The 18,659-nt window shown below is 75.2% G+C and carries 14 protein-coding genes; 10 read left to right on the top strand and 4 right to left on the bottom strand.

Annotated elements, in window-relative coordinates; all coding sequences use genetic code 11:
* The first annotated feature begins 28 nt into the window (after positions 1-28).
* The 5 genes from ACZ7KX_RS35320 to ACZ7KX_RS35300 are packed head-to-tail and all read left to right on the top strand — an operon-like array spanning position 29 to position 8,214.
* A complete protein-coding gene (locus ACZ7KX_RS35320) occupies positions 29-1,099 on the top strand; it encodes a cysteine synthase family protein (protein WP_470330088.1) in 1,071 nt (356 codons plus the stop codon).
* Positions 1,096-2,631, top strand: coding sequence for an argininosuccinate lyase (gene argH / locus ACZ7KX_RS35315; protein ID WP_470330087.1), 1,536 nt, complete (start codon positions 1,096-1,098; stop codon positions 2,629-2,631). Before ACZ7KX_RS35320 ends, argH begins: the two co-directional genes overlap by 4 nt.
* Positions 2,628-3,920 (top strand): ATP-grasp domain-containing protein, encoded by a 1,293-nt coding sequence (locus ACZ7KX_RS35310; protein WP_470330086.1) that lies wholly within the window; start codon positions 2,628-2,630, stop codon positions 3,918-3,920. The genes argH and ACZ7KX_RS35310 overlap by 4 nt, the downstream gene beginning before the upstream one ends.
* Positions 3,917-7,252 (top strand): non-ribosomal peptide synthetase family protein, encoded by a 3,336-nt coding sequence (locus tag ACZ7KX_RS35305; RefSeq protein ID WP_470330085.1) that lies wholly within the window; start codon positions 3,917-3,919, stop codon positions 7,250-7,252. Before ACZ7KX_RS35310 ends, ACZ7KX_RS35305 begins: the two co-directional genes overlap by 4 nt.
* Positions 7,249-8,214 (top strand): GHMP family kinase ATP-binding protein, encoded by a 966-nt coding sequence (locus ACZ7KX_RS35300; protein ID WP_470330084.1) that lies wholly within the window; start codon positions 7,249-7,251, stop codon positions 8,212-8,214. The genes ACZ7KX_RS35305 and ACZ7KX_RS35300 overlap by 4 nt, the downstream gene beginning before the upstream one ends.
* Before the next feature lie 84 nt (positions 8,215-8,298).
* Here the strand turns inward: ACZ7KX_RS35300 and ACZ7KX_RS35295 are convergent, their stop codons facing one another.
* From ACZ7KX_RS35295 to ACZ7KX_RS35280, 4 genes are all read right to left on the bottom strand, one after another.
* Complete coding sequence (locus ACZ7KX_RS35295; protein WP_470330083.1) at positions 8,299-9,246, bottom strand: TauD/TfdA family dioxygenase; 948 nt, start codon at positions 9,244-9,246, stop codon at positions 8,299-8,301.
* 79 nt (positions 9,247-9,325) lie between these two features.
* Entirely contained in the window at positions 9,326-10,153 is an 828-nt protein-coding gene (locus ACZ7KX_RS35290) for an ABC transporter permease (protein ID WP_470330082.1), read from the bottom strand.
* Complete coding sequence (locus ACZ7KX_RS35285; RefSeq protein WP_470330081.1) at positions 10,150-11,406, bottom strand: methylaspartate mutase; 1,257 nt, start codon at positions 11,404-11,406, stop codon at positions 10,150-10,152. The genes ACZ7KX_RS35290 and ACZ7KX_RS35285 overlap by 4 nt, the downstream gene beginning before the upstream one ends.
* Positions 11,403-11,807, bottom strand: coding sequence for a cobalamin B12-binding domain-containing protein (locus ACZ7KX_RS35280; protein WP_470330080.1), 405 nt, complete (start codon positions 11,805-11,807; stop codon positions 11,403-11,405). Before ACZ7KX_RS35280 ends, ACZ7KX_RS35285 begins: the two co-directional genes overlap by 4 nt.
* Before the next feature lie 435 nt (positions 11,808-12,242).
* On the opposite strand from ACZ7KX_RS35280, the gene ACZ7KX_RS35275 reads away from it, so the two are divergent.
* The 5 genes from ACZ7KX_RS35275 to ACZ7KX_RS35255 all read left to right on the top strand — a co-directional run.
* A complete protein-coding gene (locus ACZ7KX_RS35275; RefSeq protein WP_470330079.1) occupies positions 12,243-14,042 on the top strand; it encodes a fatty acyl-AMP ligase in 1,800 nt (599 codons plus the stop codon).
* A complete protein-coding gene (locus tag ACZ7KX_RS35270; RefSeq protein ID WP_470330078.1) occupies positions 14,039-15,931 on the top strand; it encodes an acyl-CoA dehydrogenase family protein in 1,893 nt (630 codons plus the stop codon). Before ACZ7KX_RS35275 ends, ACZ7KX_RS35270 begins: the two co-directional genes overlap by 4 nt.
* The gene (locus tag ACZ7KX_RS35265) at positions 15,928-16,809 is read left to right on the top strand and encodes a hypothetical protein (RefSeq protein ID WP_470330077.1); all 882 of its coding nucleotides are present in this window, start codon (positions 15,928-15,930) and stop codon (positions 16,807-16,809) included. Before ACZ7KX_RS35270 ends, ACZ7KX_RS35265 begins: the two co-directional genes overlap by 4 nt.
* Before the next feature lie 58 nt (positions 16,810-16,867).
* On the top strand, positions 16,868-17,140 hold the full coding sequence (locus ACZ7KX_RS35260; protein ID WP_470330076.1) for an acyl carrier protein: 273 nt from the start codon (positions 16,868-16,870) through the stop codon (positions 17,138-17,140).
* 95 nt (positions 17,141-17,235) lie between these two features.
* A partial coding sequence (locus ACZ7KX_RS35255) for a condensation domain-containing protein (RefSeq protein ID WP_470330075.1) occupies positions 17,236-18,659 on the top strand: 1,424 nt, incomplete at its 3' end.

Raw genomic sequence — 18,659 nt, 5'->3', positions numbered from 1 at the left:
GTCCCCACCGAATCCCCTGGGAGCTCCCATGACGGTGACCACCGCGCCGTACCACTCGATCACCGAAGCACAGATGATCCCGCGCCTCGTACGGCTCGGCCCCAACCTGTACGGTGCCGTCTTCACCCTGATGAAGCTGCTGCCGGCCCACTACATCCTCCAGCGGGCCGAACAGCGCGGTGAACTCGGCGACGGCCCCGTCGTCGAGACCACCTCGGGCACCTTCGGCCTCGCCCTGGCGATGCAGTGCGCCCTGATGGAGCGTGAGCTGATCCTGGTCAGCGACCCGGCGATCGACCCCAACCTGTACCGCAGGCTGACCGACCTCGGCGCCCGGGTCGAGATCTGCCGGGACCCTGCACCCGTCGGCGGCTACCAGGAGGCCCGGCTGCGCCGCCTGGCCGAGATCCGCGCCGAACTGCCCGAGTCCTTCTGCCCCGAGCAGTACAGCAACCCCGACAACCCCCGCTCGTACGGGGTGGTCGCCGAGATGCTGCACCGCACCCTGGGGGACGTCGACTGCGTCGTCGGACCGGTCGGCTCCGGCGGTTCGATGTGCGGCACCGTCCGCGGCCTGCGCGAGCACACCCCGCAGACCCTGGCGATCGGCGTCGACAGCCACCGCAGCGTGCTCTTCGGCCAGCCCGACGGGCCGCGCGGCCTGCGCGGACTGGGCAACAGCCTGTGGCCGGCCAACCTCGACCACAGCGTCTTCGACGAGATCCACTGGTGCGACGCGGCCGAGGCGTACGCCCAGACCAGGGCCCTGCACGCCCGGCACGCGCTCTTCCAGGGCCCGACGAGCGGCGCCGCCCACCTCGTCGCCCGGTGGTGGGCCGAGCGCCACCCGGACCGGCTGTGCGTGGTGATGCTGCCCGACGAGGGGTACCGCTACCAGGCGACCGTGTACGACGACAGCTGGCTCGCCGACAACGGCCTGCTCCTGGACGCCCCGCCGGTCGAGCCGGTCACCGTCGCCTCCCCCGGCGAGGCCGGGCCGGGCTGGAGCCGCTTCGACTGGGCCCGCCGCGCCTACGACGAGGTGCCCGGGACCGTCGCCCGCACCGACCGCCCGCTGCCCGAGCGGGCCCTGTCGTGACCGTCACCGGACGCCTCACCCGGACCCTCGGCGCACGGACCCGGCGCGTGGTGTACGGCGAGTCGGGGCCGGCGGACATCCGCCAGGAACTGGGCGCCACCAGCACCGTGGACCTGGCGCACGTGGTGATGCTCACCGAGAGCGGACTGCTGCCGCGCGACGCGGCGGCCGCCCTGCTGCGCCGGATCACCGCGCTGCGCGCCGACGGCTTCCGCGAGCTGTACGACCTGCCGGCCCCGCGCGGCCTCTACCTGATGTACGAGGGCCACCTGGTGGCCGAACTCGGCTCGGAGGTGGGCGGGAAGCTGCACACCGGCCGCTCGCGCAACGACATCAAGGCCACCATCACCGCGCTGCGGCTGCGCGCCGAACTGACCGCGCTGATCGGCGAGTTGCTGCGGCTCCAGGCGGTCCTGCTGGCCCGGGCCCGCGCCCACCGCGGCGTGGTCATGCCGGTCTACACCCACTTCCAGCCCGCGATGCCGGTCAGCTACGGCTACTACCTGGCGGGGATCGCGACCGCGCTCGACCGGGACGTCGAGTCCCTGCAGCAGGTCCTCGACCAGCTGGACCGGTGCCCGCTGGGCGCCGGGGCGGTGGCCGGCACCGACCTGCCCATCGACCCGGCCCGCACCGCCGAGCTGCTGGGCTTCGCGGACGGCCCGCTGCACGCCACCGACGCCGTGGCCGCCCGCGACACCATGCTGCGCGCGGTCGCGGCGGCCGCCTCGGCCGCGCTGACGCTCAGCCGGCTGGCCACCGACCTCCAGCTGTGGAGCACCCAGGAGTTCGGCTTCGTCGAGTTCCCGGAGCGGCTGGTCGGCGGCAGCTCCGCGATGCCGCAGAAGCGCAACGCCTTCCTGCTGGAGCACGTCAAGGCCAAGGCCGCGCTGGCGGTCGGCGCGTGGACGGCGGCGGCCTCCGCGATGAAGTCGACGCCCTTCACCAACTCCATCGAGGTGGGCACCGAGGCGGTCGCCGCGGGGTGGCCCGCGCTCGCCGCGGTCCTGGACTCGGTGCTGCTCGGCCAGGCCCTGGTGAGCGGCGCCCGGCCGGTCCCGGCGCGGATGGCGGAGCGGGCCCGGGAGGGCTTCGTCACCGCGACCGTGATCGCCAACCGGCTGGTGGCCCGGGGCGTGCCCTTCCGCACCGCGCACCACGTCGTCGGCGAGGCGGTGCGGGAGGCCGTCGAGGCCGGGGCCACCGAGCTGGCCGCGATCCGCCTGCCCGACGGCACGGGCGCCGACTCGGCCGAACTCCCCACGCTGCGCGAGGTGGTGGACGACCACGACCGCGGCGGCGGCCCGGGCGAGTGCGACCGGACGGTGCGGGTGCTGCGGGAGCGGCTGGCCGGGCACTGCGACCGGCTCGCCGCCCGGCGGGCCCGGACCGCGCGGGGCGAGCTGCGGCTGGCGGAGGCGGTGGCGGCACTGACCGGCCCGCCGGCCCCCGCGACCCGCGCCGCAGCAGCGGACACGGACGCGGGCGCAGACGCAAACGCTGACGGAGACGGAACGGAGAGTGCGCCGTGAGCGCGACGGCAGGACAGCACGACGGCGCGGACGAACGGCGGCCGTGGCTCGCGCTCCTGGAGAGCAACACCACAGGGACCGGACGCGAGTTCTGCGCGGCGGCCCGGGCCAGGGGGCTGCGCCCGGTCCTGCTGACCCGGGACCCGGACCGGTACCCCTACGCGGCCGAGGACCGGATCCCCACCCGGGCGCTGGACACCGGGGACCCTGACGCCGTCCTCGCCTGCTGCGCCGAACTCGCCGAGGAAGCCGCCGGGTTGGCGGGGATCGCGTCCAGCTCCGAGTACTTCGTCGCGCCCGCCGCGCGCACCGCCCGCAAGCTCGGGCTGCCCGCGGCCGACGGCGACGCCATCGCCCGCTGCCGCGACAAGGAGCACCAGCGGACCGCGCTCGCGGCCGCCGGCGTGCCGGTGCCCGCCTTCGCCGCCGTGACCGAGGTGTCCGAGGCGGTACGGGCGGCCGACGCGATCGGCCACCCCGTCGTCCTCAAGCCGGTCAGCGGCTCCGGTTCGGTCGGGGTCCGGCTCTGCCGGGACGGCGCCGAGGTCCGGGCCTGGGCCGAGGAGCTGCTGGCCCGGGCCACCGACGAGCGCGGCGCGCCCGTCGCGGCCCGGATCCTGGTCGAGGCGGCCGTGCGCGGGCCGGAGTTCTCCGTCGAGACCTTCGACGACACCGTGGTGACCGTCGTCGCCAAGCACACCGGCGCCGAGCCGTACTTCGTGGAGACCGGGCACGACGTGCCCGCGCCGGTGCCCGACGCGACCGCCGCCGCACTCGGCGACACCGCGCTGCGGGCCCTCGCCGCGCTCGGCCTCGGCTGGGGCGCGGCCCACACCGAACTGCGGCTGACCGACGCCGGACCGGTGGTGATCGAGGTCAACCCGCGGCTGGCCGGCGGGATGATCCCGGTCGCCGTGCGGGCCGCACTCGGCACCGACCTGGTGGACGCGGTGATCGCCCGGGTGGCCGGGCTGCCCGCCGGCCCCTCCGCCGGCGGCGCCGGACACGCGGCGATCCGCTTCCTGCCCGCCGACCGCGAGGGCGTGGTCGCCCGGGTCGGCGGACTCCCGGACGCCGTGGCGGCGCCCGGCGTGGTGGCGGTGACGTCCGGCACGGCCGAGGGCCGGACGGTACGGATCACGCACTCGTTCCAGGACCGGCTGGCCTGCGTGGTCGCCACCGGAACGGACGCGGACGAGGCAGCACAGCGCGCGGTGACCGCCGCGCGGCTGATCAGGATCGAGCTGGCGGAGCCGGCGACGCTTGGACGAGGAGTCGGGGGCCGATGACGGAGCACGCGGACAACCAGGCGTTCACCAGGGTTCCCCGGTGGACCGCGCCGACCGCCCGGGAGGAGGGCGGCGCGGTCCACGACACCCGGATCGCCGAGGACCTCACCCGCACCCTGGAACGCCGGGCCGCCGAGCTGGGGGCCGATCTGCCCGCCCTGCTGACCGCCGCCCACGCCCGGGTGCTCGCGACCGTGGCGGCCGAGCGCGCGCTGCTCGTCGGCTACCTGCCGCCGGGCGGCGCGGGAACGGTCCGGCCGCTGCGCCTGGCCGTCGAGAACTCCACCTGGGCGGAGCTGGTGGCGCGCACGGCCGCCGCCCCGGCCGGGCCCGCGGCCGACGCGCCGGCCGACGCCGGGGGCCGCCCGGAGGTGCTCCTGGACCTGTCGGGCCTCGCCGCCGACGGCACCGCACCCGCCCCGGCCGCCGCCGACGGCACCGCACCCGGGCAGGCCGACACCCCGGCCGCCACGCTCGCCGACGGCGCCGTGCTGGGCGTGGCCTGGTGCCGCGACGGGACGGGCCTCACCCTGCGCCTGCGGTACGACCGCGCCGCGCTCGACGCGGGCCACGCCCAGCGCCTGGCCGGCTACCACCTGGTGGCGCTGGCCAACCTGGCGGCCGGCCCCGGCGAGCGGCACGACCGGCAGAGCCTGCTCTCGGACCGCGAGGTCGAGAAGCAGCTGTACGGCCTGGCCGGGCCGCGCGCCGAGCTGCCCGACCGCACCTTCGTGGACCTCTTCGAGGAGCGGGTGCGGGCCGTGCCCGACGCCGTCGCGGCCGAGCACGCGGGGGAGCGCTGGACCTACCGGGAGCTGGACGGCCGGGCCAACCGCGTCGCGCACGCCCTGGTCGGGGCCGGCGCCGCCGCCGAGGACGTGGTCGCCGTCGTCATGGACCGCACCCTGGACTGGCTCGCCGCCGCCCTCGGCGTGTTCAAGGCCGGCGGTGTCTACCTGCCCGTCCGCCCCGACTTCCCGGTGGACCGGGTGGCGACCCAGTTCGAGCGCAGCGAGTGCCGGTTCGTCCTGACCGGGCCGGGCAGCGAGATCCTGGCCCGGGAGGCGTCCGCGGCCGTCGCACAGCCGCCCGTGGCCCTGTCGGTGCCGGAGATCCGCACCCGCCCCGACCTCTCCGACGCCCCGACCGGGGTCACGGTGGCACCCGGGCAGGCGGCGTACATCTACTTCACCTCCGGCTCGACGGGCGCCCCCAAGGGCGCGGTGTGCGAGCACGCGGGCATGCTGAACCACCTCTTCATGAAGATCGAGGACATGGGGCTGGCCGGCGGTGCCGACGAGGTCGTCACCCAGACCGCCTCGCAGTGCTTCGACATCTCCCTGTGGCAGTTCGCCGCCCCGCTCCTGGTCGGCGGCACCGTGCGGATCGTGGACACCGACACCCAGCTCGACGTCGCGGGCTTCCTCGACGAGATCGCCGACGGCCGCGTCACGGTGATCCAGATCGTGCCGTCCTACCTGGAGGTGCTGCTGACCCACCTGGCCCAGCACCCGCGCCCGCTCGGCCGGCTGCGCACCGTCTCGGTCACCGGGGAGGCGCTCAAGTACGAGCTCGTCCAGCGCTGGTTCGCCGCGTACCCGGGGATCAGCCTGGTCAACGCCTACGGCGCCACCGAGGTCTCCGACGACACCATGCACGAGGTGCTGCGGGGGCTGCCCGACCGGGACTTCGTGACGGTCGGCCGCTCGCTGCGCAACGTCAACACGTACGTGCTCGACGAGAACCTGGCGCTGGTGCCGCTCGGCTCGCCCGGCGAGATCGCCTTCTCCGGCGTGTGCGTCGGGCGCGGCTACATCAACGACGAGGAGCGCACCCGGCAGGCGTTCGTCCCCGACCCGTTCCGCCCCAACACCCGGATGTACCGGACCGGTGACTTCGGCCGCTGGCTGCCCGAGGGCCGGATCGAGTACCTGGGCCGACGGGACGAGCAGGTCAAGATCCGCGGCTTCCGGATCGAGATCGGCGAGATCGAGAACAAGCTGCTGGCCATGCCCGGCGTGCGGGAGGCCGCCGTCGTCATCGACGGGGGCGCCGGCGACCTGCGCAACCTCGTCGCGTTCTTCGCGGGCGAGGAGGACCTGCCGGCCGAGCGCGTCCGCGACTTCCTGGCCACCCTGCTGCCCGACTACATGGTGCCCACCTACTTCCACCAGGTGGAGCGGCTGCCGCTGACCGAGAACGGCAAGATCGACAAGAAGGGCCTGGTGCGGATCGCCGGGACCCTGGGCCACGGCGGCGCCCCCTACGCGGCCCCCAGCAGCCCCTCCGAGCAGCGCCTGGCCATGCTGTGGGCCGAGGTGCTCGGCGTGCCGCTGGAGCGGATCGGACGGGCCGACAGCTTCTTCGACCTCGGCGGCACGTCGCTGGCCGCGGTGCGGCTGCTGGTCCACCTGGACCGCGCGCTGTCCCTGAAGGACCTCGTCGGGCGTCCCGTCCTCGCCGACCTGGCCGCCGCCCTGGACGCCCGGGGCCGCGGCGACACCGCCCCGGCGGCGACCGGCCTGCTGCAGCCGCTGTCGGCCGCCCGTGCCCCGCACCACACCCTGGTCTGCTTCCCGTACGCGGGCGGCAACGCCGTCAACTTCCGTTCGCTGGCCGCGGAGCTGGAGCGGGACGGCTTCGCCGTCGAGGCGGTGGAGCTCCCCGGGCACGACTTCCCCGGCGGCCCCGACGCGGCCGGCGAGGGCACGGACGGGGAGCTGCCGGACGTCCCGGAGCTCGCCCGGCGGGTCCGGGACGAGATCATCGAGCGGATCACCACGCCGGTCCTGATCTGGGGGCACTGCGCGGGCGCCGCGGCGGCGCTGGAGACGGCCCGCCTCCTGGAGGAGGCCGGCCGGCCGGTCGAGCGGGTCTTCGTCGGCGCCCTCCTGCTGGCCGAGACCGAGGAGCTGCGCGCCGAGATGGCCGAGGTGTCCGCCGCCGACAACCAGGCCCTGCTGGCCCAACTGCGCGCCGACAACGCCTACGTGGAGCTGGACGCGCTCAAGCCGGAGCGGGCCGACGTGGTGGGCCGGGCCTACCGGCACGACGTCCTGACCGCCAACCGCCAGCTGATCCGGCTGCGGGAGGACGGCGCGCGGTACCGGCTGGACGCGCCGGTGGACGTCGTGGTCGCCCGGGACGACGCCTCCACGGCCGGCTTCGAGACCGCCCACGGCGACTGGAAGGCGGTCTCCGACCGGGTCGAGCTGCGCGAACTCGCCAGGGGCGGCCACTACTTCATCAGCACCCGACCGGGGGAGACCGCCGACGTGGTGCGGCGGGCCGGCCGACGGACCGGGCAGTGGGACGAGGAGGAGGCCAGGTGACGGCCGAGATCATCACCCCGGCGGCCGGTCGGGCGGTCACCGTCCGGCCGGGCGCCGGGATCGGCACCGGGGCGGGCAGCGGGACCGGAACCGGGGTGAGCACCGGGGTGAGCACCGCCTTCGGCACCTTCGGCGAGCTGCTCCAGGGCGTCCTGCCCGAGGAGGACGGGGACTTCCTGGTCACCCTGCCGGTCGCCCGCTGGGCGATGGCCAGGTTCGAGCCCGACCCGGACTCCGACGTCCTCCGGGTCTGGCCGCCGCACAAGAAGAAGGCCCTGTGCCTCACCGCGATGATCATGGAGGACGCCGGGCGGCCGGCCGGCGGGCTGCTGAAGATCCACAGCACCCTGCCCGAGGGCAAGGGCCTGGCCAGCTCCTCGGCGGACCTGGTGGCCACCGCCCGCGCCGTGGCCAACGCCCTGGACGAGGCCATGCCGCCGCGCCGCATCGAGTCCTACCTCGCCCGGATCGAACCGACCGACGGCGTGCTCTACCCCTCGATCGTGGCCTTCCACCACCGCACCGTGCGGCTGCGCGCCCGGCTGGGGTCGCTGCCGTCGATGGCGGTGGTCAGCGGCGACGAGGGCGGCGCGGTGGACACGGTCTCCTTCAACGCCATCCCCAAGCCGTTCACCGCGGCCGACAAACAGGAGTACGTGCGGCTGCTGGACCGGATCACCGGGGCCGTCGCCCGCCGGGACCTCGCCGAGGTCGGGCGGGTCGCGACCGCCAGCGCCCGGATGAACCAGGTGCTGCGCCACAAGTGGTCGCTGGAGGGGATGATCGGCATCTGCCGCGAGGTGGGCGGCCTGGGCGTGGTGGTCGGCCACAGCGGCACCACGCTCGGCATCCTGCTCGACACGGCCTCGCCGGACTGCCCGGCGCAGCTCGCCGCGGCCGCCCAGGCCTGCCAGGACCTGGTCGGCAACGTCACCGTGTACCGCACGCTGAGCTTCGACTGACCGCCGGCCCGCACGAAGGAGCGGGGCCGCACCCGGAACACCCGGGTGCGGCCCCGCTCCTTTCGTGCGGTCGGCGGTGGCGGCTCAGGGACGGAACGGCTCGCCCAGCCCGACGACGATCTCCCGCTCGCCCCGGTACGGCTCGCGGCTGTGCGCCGTACGGACGTTGTCGACCACCAGCAGGTCGCCCCGCTGCCAGGGCTCGCGCACCGTGTGGCGCTCGTAGACCTCGTTGATCGAGTCCACCGTGGCGGCGTCCAGCGGTGTCCCGTCGCCGTGGAAGGTGTTGAACGGCAGCCCCTCGGGGCCGAACTCGGCGACCAGGAACTCCCGGACCTCGGGGGCCATCGTCCACTCGTTGAGGAAGGCGATCTGGTTGAACCAGCAGCGCTCGCCGGTGTCGGGGTGGGCGAGGACCGCGGGCCGGGTCTGCACGGTGCGCAGGGCCCCGTCGGAGTCCCAGTGCGTCTCGATGCCGTTGGCCGCGCAGTAGCGGTCCACCTCGGCGCGGTCCGTGCTGCCGAACGCGTCCTGCCAGCCGATGCCGACGAACGGGTTGTAGTGCCGGGTCAGCCGCCAGCCGTGCCGTTCGAACCGCTCGACCAGGCCGGCCGGCAGGTCCTCCAGGACCAGCCGGGCGTCCGCGAGCGCCGTCACCCCGCCGCTCGTCGGCGGGGTGACGCAGGCGAAGGCCAGCAGCCGCGGCGCCCGGGCCGCGTAGCTCATCTCGTGGTGCATGCACATGGGCTGGTCGGCCGGCCAGTGCGAGGAGGAGTACACGCCGGGGGCCGGGTACGGATCGCGGGGGGCGAACCCCTCGCGTTCGACCAGGCCCTCGCCGAGGACCCCGGCCACGACGGCGGCGGCCCGGTCCCGGCCCGCCAGGTCCAGTCCGCGGACCAGGACGGCGCCGTGCTCGGCCGCCAGCCCGCGGATCTCCGCGCGGTGGCGCGCCGTCCAGGCCTCGGCGTCGGTGCCCGGGTCGGGCGCCGCGTCCAGGCGGACCAGCGGCCGTGATCGCAGTTCGGTCATGGGTGCTCCGTTTCGTGGAGGTCCGGGGACGTCCGGTACGGGAGGACGTCCGGTCCGAGGGGAGGGAGTCGTCGCGGGGTCAGGCCACCGGGCGGCGGAACGCCCGGACGGCGGCGGCCGACCCGACCACCGCGACGAGCACGCTGGTGCCCAGGGCGGCCCACACCCGGGTGCCCAGCGGCAGGTCGAGGGCGAGCGCCCGGCTCGCGTCCATCGCGTACGACAGCGGGTTGAGCCTCGCCAGCAGCTGGAGCCAGCCCGGCAGCCGGTCCGCCGGCACGAACGCGCTGGACGCGAACATCAGCGGGAACGTCACCAGGTAGCCCGCGCTCTGCATGGCCTCCGCGTTGCGCAGCCACGCGGCCAGGGCGAGGAAGATCCAGGTCATCGCCCACACCACCGCACAGGTCAGCAGCAGGGCGGCCAGCAGCCCGAGCGGACCGCCGGCCGGATCGGCGTCCAGCACCACGACGGCGACCACCAGCAGGATCACCAACTGCACGGCGGTGCGCAGCAGATCGGCGAGGCTGCGGGCGATCAGCAGCAGCGGCGCGTGGATCGGCAGCGTCCGCAGCCGGGCCACCGCGCCGTTGTCCATGTCCCGGACCAGTCCGATGCCCGAGGCCACCGCGGGGCCGATCCCGGTGGTCACCAGGAGCGCCGGCAGCAGGTAGTCCAGGTAGCCGACCCGCGCCGGCAGGTGGCCGCGGTCGACGATGCTGCCGAAGACCTGACTGAGCAGCAGCAGCATGAACACCGGCTGGAGCATGCTCAGGACCACCGCCCGGCGGTGCGCCAGGTGCGCCCGGATCGAACGGACGGTGAGGATCAGCAGCTGCGCGGGCACGCTGCTGCCCTGCCAGGGCGTCGCGGCGGGGCGCTCCGGCAGCGGGGTGGTGGCGGTCATCGGGTGCCTCCTGGGTCGTAGGTGCGCTGGACCCGGGTCAGCGCGGTCAGCAGGTCGGCGGAGGTCAGCTTCCGGGCACCGGCCACGGCCGTACGGGCCAGCGGCAGCCGCCCGGTGTCCGACCAGCGCAGCCGCCCGTCGGTGTCGATGAAGCTCCTGGTCCGCCCCGCGTTGTCGGGGTGCAGGCAGAACGGGATGTCGAGCAGGCCGCGCCGGAAGGCCAGCAGCAGCGCCTCGCCGATGTCGTCGTGCAGCGCCAGCACGGTGTGGACCAGCGCGCTGGCCTCCGCGTACACCTCGGAGTCCACGCCGGGCCCGGCCCCGGCCGCCGGCCGGACGGCGGTGCGCGCCGCCCGCGCGGCGGTCTCCAGCGCCTCCACGTTGTCGGCGATGGTGGGGATGCGGTGCGCCTCGGCGGCGGTCTTGACGATGAGCCGTGCCGCACCCGACTCGACCGCCAGCCGCGCTGCGGCCTCCAGCAGCCGCAGCGCGCCGGTCCGGGAGGCCGGGTACACCCCCATGTAGGCGTAGACGACCAGGTGCCGGTCGACGCCCGGCAGCAGCTCGCCGGCCAGTGCGTCCAGCGCGGCCACCGCCTCCCGGTCCTGCTCCGGACTGGTCTGCTGGGCGTAGCTCAGGGAGACGCTGCGCAGGCCGTGCCGGGCGAAGAACACGCCCTCCAGGACGCTCAGCGCCACCAGCACCGACGGCGGGCACAACTGCCCGAGCATGCAGCCGCCGAAGCTCTCCAGGTGCGGCACCCGGTCGTCGGTCCCCGCCCGGGCGAGCATGCCGCAGACGGTCCGCCAGGCGGCCACCGCCTCGCTCAGCGGGGTGCGGCTGTACGGCAGGCAGTACGAGACCGGGCCGCCCTCGGTGGCGTCGAGCCCCAGGGCGAGCAGGGCGGCCACGATGTGCTCCGGCCGCGCCGAGCCGTGCCGCACCTGCACCGGGAACCCGGCGCCGTGGATGCCGTCCAGCACCGTGCGCGACACGGCGGGGGCGTGGGTGCAGATCGGGTAGCCGTTGAGCGGGACGCCCTCGGCGACGGCCAGCCGGGCCGCCGCCAGGTCGTTGACCCGGGTGTAGCTGTCCAGGGTCAGGGTGCCGACCGTGACGGCCTCGGCCGCCCTGGTCCGCTCCAGCCCCTCGCGCATCAGCCGCGGATCGCTGAAGCCCATCCGCGGCTGCACCACGAGCTCGCCGCGCGCGTGCGCGCGGGCCACGAAGCCGCCGAACGACGGCGGGGTCACGACACGGCTCGGTACGGCGCCCGGGCGGCCAGGGCGCGGAACGCGGGCAGTTCCCCGTCGTCGAAGACCCGGTCGTAGCCGGCCGCCGTGAGCCGGCGGATCATGCCGACGTTGCGCAGGCCGTCGGTGACGAGCTTGCCGCCGATGACGACGGTGGTCGAGGCCAGTTCGGGCTGCGCCCGCAGCGCCCGGATCAGCCGCAGGCCGTCGTTGAAGCCGTGGCCGTTGACGCTGCTGACCACCACGAGCCCCGGCTGCAGCTCCAGGCAGGAGCGCACCACCAGGTCGTCCGGCGGGCATGGGCCCAGGTTCGCCACGGTGTGGCCGATTTCCTCCAGGACGAGCTGGAGGTAGACGAGATTCCAGGTGTGGGCGTCGGATGAGGTGCCGGTCAGCAGCACGGAAGGGGATTCGGTACCAGGTGAGGAATTCATGGGTCCAGGTGTCGAATTCATGGGAGATCCGGTCTCGGGAGAACCGGCGTATTCCGGCGCCAGGACCGGTACGCCGATCACTCGGCGGAATGGGAGGAGTCCGATGCCAGCGGTCGGGAAAGGCGGCCTCGCGCTGACGGCCGCGCGCTGACGGTGCCTCGACTCTACTGCCCGTCAGAGCCCCCGGACCGGGTCCCGACTGGCCGGTACCGGAGGGCCGGAGGCCCCCGACGGGGCCCGCGGTGCAGGAAAGGCCCCCGTCGCCGGGCACCTGCCCGTCCCGTCCTGCAGTTTGCTGTCAGCCGCCTTCCGCGGCCCGCCGGGGCGTCGCTAGAAAGAAGCTGCGGTGCCGGACCGGCGCGGCAGGAATTCCAGGAGCGAAGGCGAAGGGCAGGCATCCACATGGCGGAAATCGTCACCGCCCCCAGTGTCACCGCAGTGCTCATCGGGCATGCGGAGAACATTCCGGAGAAGGACGCGCTGACATTCGTGAGCGATCCGCTCCGGGAGGACGGGGCGATCCGGCTGACGTACGCGGAACTGGACCGGCAGGCCCGCGAGATCGCCGTGCGGCTGCGCGCCGCCGGCATCGTCCCGGGCGAGCGGGCCGTGCTGCTCTACCCCGCCGGGCCGGCCTTCCTGACCGCCTTCCTCGGCTGCCTCTACGCGGGCGCCGTCGCCGTCCCCGCCTCGCTGCCCGGCCGCTACCGCCACGAGCGCCACCGCGTCGTGCGGATCGCCGCCGACGCCGGGGCCGTGGCGGTCCTGACCGACACCGCCACCAGCGGCGACGTCGAGGACTGGATCACCGAGGAGGGGATCGACGACCTCGCCCTGCTGGTCACCGACGACGGCGCCGGACCGGGCCCGGACGGCTGGACGATGCCGCCCGCCACGCGCGACACCGTCGCCGTGCTGCAGTACACCTCCGGCTCCACCGGCGACCCCAAGGGCGTCGTCATCACCCACGGCAACCTGCTGCAGAACAGCTCCACCATCATCGACCGGTTCGGGCTCGACGAGCACACCCCGTTCGGCGGCTGGATCCCGCACTTCCACGACATGGGACTGATGGGCATCATCCTGCCGCCGCTGCTGCGCGGCGCCGGGACCGTCCTGATGAGCCCGTCCACCTTCCTCAAGCGGCCCCACCTCTGGCTGCACATGATCGACCGCTTCGGGATCCACACCAGCGCCGCACCCGACTTCGCGTACGAGCTGTGCGTCCGGCGGATCACCGACGCCCAGGCCGAGGGCCTGGACCTGTCCCGCTGGAAGTACGCCGTCGACGGCTCCGAGCCGGTCCGCCCCGCCGTCCTGGACGCCTTCCAGCAGCGCTTCGCCCCGTACGGGCTGCAGCCCACCACCCTGAGCCCCTGCTACGGCATGGCCGAAGCCACCCTCTTCGTCTCCGGCGCGCTCGACGGCCGCCCCGTCGTGCGCCACATCGACCCGGACCTGCTGGAGAACCACGAGTTCCGCCCGGTGGCCGACGGCGCGCCCGGCCGCGCCGTGGCCGGCTGCGGGCCCGTCACCGGCGCCGAGATCCGGATCGTCGACCCCGGCACCCACCGCGTCCTGCCCGAGGGCGGCGTCGGCGAGATCTGGCTCCGCGGCCCCGTCATCGGTCACGGCTACTGGAACCGCGAGGCCACCAACGCCGCCGAGTTCCGCGCGACCACCGACGACGGCGACACCGGCTACCTGCGCACCGGCGACCTCGGCACCCTGTACGACGGCGAGCTGTACGTCACCGGCCGGCTCAAGGACGTGCTCAACCTGCGCGGCCGCAACCTCTACCCGCAGGACATCGAGCAGGAACTCCGCGTCCAGCAGCCCGAACTGGGCAGCCTCGTCGGCGCCTGCTTCGCCGTTCCCGGCGACGGCCCGCAGCGCGAGGACGTCCTCGTCGTCACCCACGAGGTGCGCGGCATCAAGGAGGAGGAGCTGCTGCGCCGGCTCGCCGCCGAGATGCGGCTGACCGTCGCCCGCGAGTTCGGCGCGCCCGTCGGGGCCGTCCTGCTGCTGCGCCCCGGCGGGGTGCGCCGCACCACCAGCGGCAAGGTCCAGCGCTCGGCGATGCGCGAGCTGTTCCGGGCCGGCGCCCTCGAACCCACCTACGCGGACTACCAGGAGAACCTCCTCCGCCCGGTCGCCGCCGCCCCCGCGCCCGCCGTCGCCGCCGGGAAGGCCGGCGCATGACCGCCGCGGCGCCCCCCGCCCAGAGCCCCGCCGACACCGACCCGGTGGCGCGGCTCACCCGGCTGCTGCACGAACTCACCGGCCCCGGACAGCCCTTCGACACGGCCGGGCTGGCCGCCCTGGACGAGGCCGACGCCTTCCCGGCCGACGCCTGCCGGGCCCTCGACGAGGCCGGCCTGCCCCGCTACTACGTGCCCGTCGAACACGGCGGCGCCCTCGACGACTTCGGCGTCGTGATGCGGCTGCTGCGCGCCGTCTCACGGATCGACCTCACCGTCGCCGCCGCCCACGGCAAGACCTACCTCGGCGCCGTGCCCACCTGGATCGCCGACGACGCCGAACCCGCCCGGCGGCTCGGCCGGCGGATCACCGCCGCCGAGGTGGTCTCCTGCGCGCTGACCGAACGCCACCACGGCAGCGACCTGCTCGCCGGCGAGGTCGTCGCGCGCCCCGCGCCCGACGGCGGCTGGCTGCTGGACGGCGAGAAGTGGCTGATCAACAACGTCACCCGGGCCGGCCTGGTGACCGTGCTCGCCCGCACCGACGACGCCGGCGGCCCGCGCGGCTTCAGCCTCTTCCTGGTCGACAAGGCCCGGCTGGCACCCGGCGCGCACACCGCCCTGCCCAAGGTGCCCACCTACGGCATCCGCGGCGCCGACATCAGCGGGATCGCCTTCCACCGGGCCCTGCTGCCCGCGGACGCGCTGATCGGCGCGCCCGGCCAGGGCGTCGAGATCATCGTCAAGGCCCTGCACATCACCCGGACCTGCTGCGCCGCCATGTCGCTCGGCGCGGGGGACCACGCCCTGCGCCTGGCCGCGGACTTCGCCGCCGCGCACCGGCCCGGCGGCGCCCCGCTCGCCCCCGGGGAGCAGGACGCGGCGCTCGCGCGGCAGCCGCACGTCCGGCGCGAACTGGGCGAGGCCGCCGCCGGCCTGCTCCTCGCCGAGGCCACCGGCCTGGTCGCGGTGCGCTCCCTGCACTCCCTCACCGGCGAGATGAGCGTGATCTCCGCCGTCGCCAAGGCCCACGTCCCGGCCCGGACCGACGCGGTGATCGCCCGGCTGCTGCACCTCCTCGGCCCGCACGGGCTGCTCGGCGCCGGAGACCCGCACGCGCTGTTCGCCAAGGCGGAGCGGGACCACCGCATCATCGGGATCTTCGACGGCAGCAGTCTCGTCAACCGCAACGCGCTGATCGAGCAGTTCGTGCGCATCGCCCGCGGCTACCGCAAGGGCCGCGTGGACGCGGACGGCCTCGCCGAGGCCACCGACCCGCACACCCCGCCGAGGCCCTTCCGGCCGGCCTCGCTCAGCCTGCTGTCCACTGGCGGCTGCTCCGTCCTGGCCGGACTGCCGGGGGCCGTTGCGCAACTGCGCGAGCGGGCCGCGGCGGAGCCGGCGGGTGCGACGACCGCCGCGTCCGACACGTCGTCGGCGTCCGGCACGTCCGACGCGCTGCGCTCGGTGCTCGCGCTCGCCGAGCGGCTCCTCGATGCCACCGACCGCCTCCACGAGGCGATGGCGGCGGTCCGGTTCGCCCCCCGGGCCGTCCCGGCCGAGGCGTTCGACCTCGCCGAGCGCTACGAACTGTGCTTCGCGGCGGCGAGCGCCCTGCACCTCTGGCTGCGCGGGACCGGGACCGGCGTCGGAGCCGTCCCGGACACCTGGCTGCGCGGCTGCCTCGTCACGGCGCTGACCGACCTCGGAGAACCCGTCGAGGACGCCGAGGCCGAGGTGCTGGACCAGCTCGCCGACGACCTGCTGGCCTGCCCGCCCGGCACCTTCCTCTCCCTGCTGGAACAGCCCGGTACCCGGAACGCCTCGGGCCACCCGGACGCCCCGGAGCACCGCGCGCCCGTCGGACCCCGGAAGGCGGAGGCCTCGTGAACACCACCACCGCAACCCTCGCGGACGCCCTGGAACAGCGCCTCGGCGACCCCTTCGACCCCGCGAACCCGTACGGCTTCCAGGCCGTCCTCGCTGCCGCGGAGGCCGGCCGGCGCCCGGACGGGGACGTCTGGGAGGTGCCGGACGGCGACCCCGAATCGGTGCTGCACGCACTGCGGGCCGTCCACCGCCGGTCGCCCGCCCTGGCCGCGCTGCCGCCCGCGACGGCCGCCGGGGCCGGGGGCCTCGCCGAGGCCCTCGCCGTCGGTGCCGGCGTCGGCGCCCTCGACTCCGCCCTGCGGATCACCCTGCGGCACCTGCGGGCCCGCCGGCTCTACGGGGCCGCGGCGATCGACCTGCCGGCCCTGCGCTCGCTGCTCTCCGGGGCCTTCGTCGACCTCCTGCTCTGCGACGTGCTGGCCACGCTCGCCGTGCGTGAGGCGGCGGCCGGGCCCGCGCAGCGCGGCACCGCCGCGCACGCCCTGGCGGTGCTCGGTCCGCGCATCCTCCAGGGCGCGCTGGACCGCCTCTCGGTGGTGATGGGGTCGCGCTTCTACATCCGGGTGGGCGAGCACGCCGCGTTCCAGCTGCTGCTGGCCGAGACCCAGCGCGCGCTGTTCGAGGCGGGCCGGCGGACGCCGGAGGCCGACGCGGCCCCGATCCCGCTCACCGAGCTGCTCGCCGACCCCGCGGTCGCCGCCCTCTGCGACCCGCAGCTGCTCGCCGCGGCCCCGGGGCGCGCACTGACCGGCCGGGTCCGACGGGCCGCGCAGCCGGCCGGCCCGGTGCACGGGCAGCTGTACGCGGAGCTCGTGGACCGCTACGAGGGCGGCCGGTCCTTCGACCTGGCCCGGCGCGCCCTCCCCGACCGGCCCTGACCCGCCCTGGCGGGACCCGACCCACCGTCCCCCGACCACTGCCACCGAGGAGAGCCCGATGACCGACACCGGTACCGACACCCACACCGTCGAGAGCCTGCGCGCCTGGCTGGTCGACTGCGTGGCCGCCCACCTGGAGCGGCCCGCGGACACCGTCGACCCCGCCGCGAGGCTCTCCGACTACGGCCTCGACTCGCTGTACGTCCTCTCGGTCGCCGCCGAGCTGGAGGACCACCTCGACATCTCCCTCGACCCGACCGTCATGTGGGACAACCCCACCATCGACGCCCTCAGCGCGGCCCTCGTCGAGGAACTGGCCCGGGAGGCCTGACCCTCCGACGCCCACGCCGGCTCCCGTCCCGCCCCACGCGCCCCCGCCACGCCCGCAGTCCGCCCACCCCGCAGATCCGAGAGGACCGCTCGTCCATGTCCGACGACGCCCGTACGCTCCGTCGACCCGTCACCGCCGCCCAGCTGGGCATCTGGGTCGCCCAGCAACTGCAGCCGGACAGCCCCCTCTACAACTGCGGCGGCTACTACGAGATCGACGGTCCGGTCGACGTCGACGTGCTCGCGCAGGCCGTGCGCCGGGGCGTCGAGGAGACGGAGGCCCTGCGCTCCCACTTCGTCGAGGACGCCGGCCCGGACCACGAGCCGGACGGCGGACCGCGGCTCCACCAGCTGGTCACGCACGCCGAGGAGCGGCCGCTGCGAGTGCTCGACCTGCGGGACACCCCGGACCCGGAGGCCGAGGCCCACCGCTGGATGGCGGCGGAGATGGCCCGGCCGTTCGACCTCGGCCGCGGTCCGCTCAGCGTCCAGACCCTGCTCAGGCTCGCCGACGACCGCTCGTTCTACGTGCACCGCTACCACCACGCGGTGCTCGACGGCTTCGGCCAGTCGGTCTACACGGACCGCGTCGCGGCCCTCTACACCGCCCTGCTGGCCGGGCAGGAGCCCCCGGCGTCCCCCTTCGCGACGCTGGACCGGGTGGTCGCCGACGAGGCCTCCTACCCGGACTCGCGCCGGCGGCGGCAGGACCGCGCGTACTGGCTGGACCGCTTCACGGAGGTGCCGGACCCGATCACCCTCGCCGACCGTTCGGCCGGCAGCACCCACAGCAGCCTGCGCCGCGTCCGGACCCTGGACCCGGACCTGGTGGCCCGGCTCGCCGCCCTCGCCGAGCGGTCGGGAGTGCCGTGGCCCGCCCTGGCGATCGCCGCCACCGCGGTCCTCTACCAGCGGATGACGGGCCGGACGGACTTCACCTTCGCGCTTCCCCTCGCGGGCCGCACCGGCCGCACCGGGCTGACCACGCCGAGCGCGATGGTCAACGTCCTGCCCATCCGGCTGACCCCCGAGCCTGACCGCACCTTCGCCGACCTGACCGCCGACGTCGCCCGCTCACTGGCGGACGTGATCCGCCACCAGCGGTTCCGCGGTGAGGACCTCGTCCGGGAACTGGGCCTGTCCGGCGGCCGCCAGGCCCGGCTCGGCCCGACGGTCAACGTGATGGCCTTCGCCGGCGAGCCGGTCTTCGGCGACAGCCCCGCCACGGTCCACCCGCTGTCCACCGGGCCGGTGAACGACCTGAAGGTCAACTTCTACGGCAGCGCGACGTCGCGCGGCGGGATCCGCCTGGAGTTCGATGCGGACCCGGCCCTCTACCGGGAGGACGAACTGACCGCCCACCAGGACCGGCTGGTCCGCGTGCTGGAGCAGGTCGTCGCCGACCCGTCGGTCCTCGTGGACCGAGTGGATGTGTTCGTGGTGGGTGAGCGTGAGCGGGTGTTGGTGGGGTGGAACGGTGAGTCGCGGGTTGTTCGTGATGTGTCGTTGCCGGTGTTGTT

The organism is Kitasatospora sp. NPDC038210 (assembly GCF_055600605.1).
Note: the sequence above shows the minus strand (reverse complement) of the source record. Positions and strands in the feature narration are given on the sequence as shown.